The sequence below is a fragment of the Photobacterium carnosum genome (assembly GCF_021236965.1).
Lineage (GTDB): Bacteria > Pseudomonadota > Gammaproteobacteria > Enterobacterales > Vibrionaceae > Photobacterium > Photobacterium carnosum.
Map to the genome: position 1 here is coordinate 1 of NZ_WMDN01000062.1, position 1,236 is coordinate 1,236.

General features: G+C 39.7%; 1 protein-coding gene. It reads right to left on the reverse strand.

The genetic code is table 11. The annotated features are described in order from the left end of the window. The coding region (locus GLP24_RS19755; RefSeq protein WP_232616436.1) for an ISNCY family transposase at positions 1-1,140 on the reverse strand (1,140 nt) is incomplete at its 3' end. Between the last annotated feature and the right edge of the window lie 96 nt (positions 1,141-1,236).

Consider the following 1,236-nt stretch of genomic DNA (forward strand, 5'->3'; position numbering starts at 1 on the left):
ATCGACTTCTTCGAGCTTATCAAACACTTTAAAACCCAATTTCCGGTGACCATATTGGATCGCGATGGTGCCATCTGGGCGATCAAGAACCTTAACGACTTGATGCACAAGTCGTTGATTTTCTTCGGTTGGATCAATTAAATAGATAACTTTGTCGTATTGAAATGTCAGTGATCTTGATACTTTTCTTGGCTCTTGCCATGCAAAAATATCATGTAATTCATCTACGGATTCTCGTAATGGTCGATGCATGTCTTTAGGATATTGAGCAGCTTTAGCAAAATGATGGTTAAAATCAGCAATAAAGTCGGGGAGCCATACATTAGCTTGTTCAATATTATCAATGTGTTGTAATCGCATTTCTTTGACTAAGCGATCTTGTAATGTTTTATTAGCACGTTCAACACGGCCTTTGGCTTGAGAGCTATTTGCACAAATTAATTCAATGTTTAAGTCATGCAATACACGACCAAACTGAGTCATGCGGTTTGTTTTTGCATCCCGTTTACTGACATGAAACACCGCATGTCGATCGCTGTAAAAAGCAGTGGGCTTGCCATGTTGCTCAACATATTCGCGCGTTGTCACCATGTAATCAAACGCAGATTCTGTTTCGCTAAACCGCAAGTTCATCAGTTTGCCGGTGGCATCATCAATGAAAACCAACAAACAACATTTGTCGCTGCGGCCTTCAAACCAATCATGATGTGAACCATCTATCTGAATTAACTCACCATAACAATCGCGACGATAACGAGGTTGATAAATGCAAGGCTTACGTTTGAAATGTGGAACCCAAAGGCCATCAGCGATCATCCATTGACGTAAGGTTTCTAACCCAATTTTAAGGCCGTGGCGTTCAATCAGTTTTTCACGCGCTAACGTGGGTCCGAAGTCTGAGTAATATTCGTGGATGAGATTTAAACATTGATGTCGTATATCAGTCTTAATTTTATTGCCTGGTGATTGTCCGCGACGTTGATTAACCAAACCAACAGCACCGAGATCTCGATAGCGTGTTATTAATCGTTGAACCTGACGAACGCTGATATTAAGAAGCTGTGCAGCATCTTTACGTTTGATTCGTTTTTCATAAACATCACGAATTGTACCTAAGCGAAATATCTCTTTGTCATTCATGGTAACCAACATATTTTGTTTAACTCAAATTGATCAGCAGATACTGATCACTATAGAAAAACAGGACATTTTAGCTTTGCAGAAAAGAGACACTTT